3 protein-coding genes are annotated in these 2,942 nt (G+C 49.3%); all 3 read right to left on the bottom strand.

The window, feature by feature from the left end:
* Positions 1–408: tRNA (adenosine(37)-N6)-dimethylallyltransferase MiaA (locus tag B7Y67_RS14270; RefSeq protein ID WP_293599213.1), on the bottom strand; the 408-nt coding region annotated here is incomplete at its 3' end.
* Between the two features lie 56 nt (positions 409–464).
* Positions 465–1,307, bottom strand: coding sequence for a tetratricopeptide repeat protein (locus B7Y67_RS14265; protein WP_215386619.1), 843 nt, complete (start codon positions 1,305–1,307; stop codon positions 465–467).
* Positions 1,308–1,312: 5 nt separating this feature from the next.
* Positions 1,313–2,866 (bottom strand): murein biosynthesis integral membrane protein MurJ, encoded by a 1,554-nt coding sequence (gene murJ / locus B7Y67_RS14260; RefSeq protein ID WP_293599212.1) that lies wholly within the window; start codon positions 2,864–2,866, stop codon positions 1,313–1,315.
* Positions 2,867–2,942: the final 76 nt, after the last annotated feature.

Raw genomic sequence — 2,942 nt, 5'->3', positions numbered from 1 at the left:
TGCTGGTGGCAAAGAAGAGAGGCCATAGGCCCAGGCCCGCCAATACAACATCGTGCCACCCACCACGACGGGAATATTCCCACGATCACGAATTTCTTCGCAAAGTCGCTTAGCATCATTTGCAAAGCGCGCTGCTGAATAGGATTCGGTGGGTTCTAAGATATCAATCAGGTGGTGCTGAACCGCAGCCTGTTCTGCTTTGCTTGGTTTGGCGCTTCCAATATCTAGTCCGCGATAAACCAGGGCAGAGTCCATGCTGATGATTTCAACTGTTCTGTCCAAGAGCTTGGCATGCTCTGCCAAAGCCATAGCGAGATGGGTTTTGCCTGCGCCTGTAGGGCCAACAATACAGAGTATGGGTGGCTGATGAGGTAAATGCGTAGGCTGAATGTGAGGTTCAGTTTGCATAAGACATTATAGGAATGAAATGCTGCAATCTCTATTGAGATTGACGAGCCTGCTGATTAGTGCAGTTTTGTTTGGCTCTCGAGCGTAGCAATATGCTCACGAATATCCGCTGCATCTTCTGCGCCAGGCATTTCGCTTAAGTAGCGATGAAGGTCGGCTATTGCAGGGCGAACGTACTCTAGTTGCGCAAAGATTAAACCGCGATCTCGAATCTCTTCGCTTGACTCTGGCAGCAAAATGACGAGGCGCTCTTGAATGCCTAGTAGACGCTCCCAACGTTCATCTTCGGAGTAAATCATTTTGAGATTTCTCATAAAGCGCGAGAGAATTTCTCGAGAGCTGGAGGCTCGCAAGAAAATATTGAGTGGCAGACTCAGTTCGCCACGATAGCCTTTGGCATCGAGGTAGGGGTCGAGCATTTCCTGTAATTGATTTTTGGAGAGGGACTCGCCATTTAATGGGTCCATGATGATTTCACCTTGTTGCAAGGAGATGCGCATCATGAAGTGATTGGGGAAAGATACTCCGCGAATATTTAAACCAATTTGCTGACCAAGCTCCATCATCAAGATTGCTAGGGAGATCGGAATGCCGCGGCGATTCTCAATGATTTGATGAAGATAAGAATTCTCGGGCGCGTAAAAATCATTCGGATTGGGGCCAAAACCCAATTCGTTGTAAAAGAAATGCTTGAGCAACTGCAGGCGCTGAATCGGCGGGGTATCGGAAGTAATACGTTGCTTGAGTTTGTTTCCCCACTGATCAATTTGATCTAGTACTCCCTGAACGTTGAGATCAGGATAGGCATGCTGAGCAACTGCAACCGTCGCTTCAGTTAAGGGAAAGTGCTCGTCCTCAGCAACGAGGGATGTGAAATAGTCAAGTTGTTGTGTTGGCATAAAAGCTATTTTGCATGACGCAGGAATTTTTGCCAGCGAATGCCAACAAGCCATAGGGCTGAAAAATAAACTACTGCAGCAGCAGCTAGCCAGGCAGCTAGCAATCCAATGCGGATCCAGGGGCTAGATTGCAGAGCGATCCAATCGTGTGCAGTAGCGGCGTAATACAAGAGAAATGCAAAAGGAATTAATGCGAGCAAAAGCTGCCCTAAGTACTTTAACCATGCGGCACTAGGTAGAGCGCCGCGACGATGTAGGCCAACCCACAATAGCGTTGCATTTAGGCAGGCGCCAGCGCCCACGGAAAGGGCAAGGCCAGCATGGCCCAACCAAGGAACAAAAGCTAAGTTAGCCAATTGGGTTGCTACCAAGACCAACAAGCCAATTTTTACTGGTGTTCGGATATCTTGTCGTGAATAAAAGCCGGGGGCCAAGATCTTTACCAAAATAAGACCAATGAGCCCAACGCCATAAGCTGCCAGTGCACGCTGTGTCATGAGGACATCCAGGGCACTGAACTTGCCGTAGTGATACAGCACCGCTGCTAGTGGCTCACCAAAAATAAAGAGAGCAATTGCGCAAGGGGCGGCCAGCAAAAAGGTGAGCTGTAACCCCCAAATGAGAAGTTCACCAGCATGTACTAAATCATTTTTTGCATTTGCCTTGCTCAAGCTCGGTAGCAAGACTGTGCCTAGCGCAACGCCTAAGAGGGCGGTCGGAAACTCCATCAGACGATCGGCGTAAGAGAGCCAGGAGACGCTACCAGTTTGTAAGCGAGATGCAATATTGGTATTGATGATGAGGGAAATCTGGGCGACGGAGACTGCAAACACCGCGGGCCCCATGAGTTTCATGACGCGCCGTGCATCCGGATTTTTTATGGCCGCTTTGATGGCGCCTGGTAAGAGACCCACTTTAGGCAATAAGCCTAGGCGGTATAGCGCCGGAACCTGAATCGCAAGCTGCAAAAAGCCACCCACGAGCACGCCAATGCTCAAGGCATAAATCGGTTGATTCAAATAAGGTGCCAAGAAGATGGCGCTGCTGATCAGGGCTAAATTGAGTAAAACTGGGGTAAATGCCGGAATAGCAAAGCGGCCAAAAGTATTAAGGATCCCGGCTGACAGGGAAACCATGGAAATGAGGCCAATGTAGGGGAACATGATTCGGGTCATGACTACGCTTGCCTCATATGCTGGACCACCCTCAAAGCCCGTAGCAATCACCAGAATCAACAGAGGGGCACCGATCACCCCAAGGAGTACCGTGAGCAACAAAGCCCAAAATAAGAGCGTGGCAACAGCATTTACAAGGATTTGGGACTGTTTTACGTCCCCTTTAGTGGAAATTTCTCCCAAAATCGGCACAAATGCCTGAGAAAAGGCTCCCTCGGCAAACAGTCGGCGTAGCAAATTAGGTAGTCTGAAGGCCACATTAAAGGCATCTGTCCACTCCGAGGCCCCAAAACTACGGGCAATCAGGGTCTCACGGAGGAGTCCGGTGATCCTGGAGAGCATGGTGAGGGAGCTAACCTTGGCGGCAGCAGAAAGCAGATTCATGGGCTAATTTTCCCCTATTTATCAAGCGACTGGGCTTTTTTAGTCCTTTAATGTAAAATCTTGGGTTTTGGTGAGT

It is taken from the genome of Polynucleobacter sp. 35-46-11, from assembly GCF_002281105.1.
This window is presented reverse-complemented; position numbering and strand designations above follow the sequence as displayed.

Bases quoted from the DNA above. Each gene is read 5' to 3' on its own strand.
- B7Y67_RS14265 (WP_215386619.1), bottom strand. From the start codon at position 1,307: ATGCCAACACAACAACTTGACTATTTCACATCCCTCGTTGCTGAGGAC.
- murJ (WP_293599212.1), bottom strand. From the start codon at position 2,866: ATGAATCTGCTTTCTGCTGCCGCCAAGGTTAGCTCCCTCACCATGCTC.